The 540-nt window shown below is 48.0% G+C and carries 1 protein-coding gene; it reads right to left on the reverse strand.

From position 1 onward, the window contains the following. Positions 1 to 540: ammonia-forming cytochrome c nitrite reductase subunit c552 (locus R7044_RS27575; RefSeq protein ID WP_225456276.1), on the reverse strand; the 540-nt coding region annotated here is incomplete at both ends.

Below are 540 nucleotides of genomic sequence, written 5' to 3' on the forward strand. Positions count from 1 at the left end.
GTCACCTTCGGCATATGGCAATCGACGCAAACCACTTTGTTTTTGCCGTGAATCCCTTCACGCCAAGTCTCGAAGCCAGGGTGCTGTGCTTTTAGCATCGGTGCTTTAGAAACGGCGTGAGTCCAATCTTTAAAGTCCAACGCATCGTAATACTTCTCCATGTCACCGACAGTTGTACCCATATCCCAAGGGAATTTCACCGCTTTCGTTGGTCCTGTAAAGTAGTATTCGACATGGCACTGAGCACACACAGACGCTTGTTTATCAAGGCGCGACTGCTCATCAAAGTTTTTTCCAATTACATCGAATGCTCGCTCAACATAAGGTCTGGTTAGTGCTAGTTCTGGCTCGCCTTGGTTGAATTTTTCTGAGCGAGTGTCGTGAAAATCAGAACAGCCGATAGGATTGACGATTTCTGAGCCTAGACGTGCCCATTTACCAGAGAAGTAGCCATCCTCGCCACGTTCTTCTATCACGCGAGCGACATCAGGACTTTTACAACTCCAACATGCCATTGGCATTGGCCCGGAGTTTTCATCC

The sequence above is a fragment of the Vibrio sp. 1402 genome (assembly GCF_033340275.1).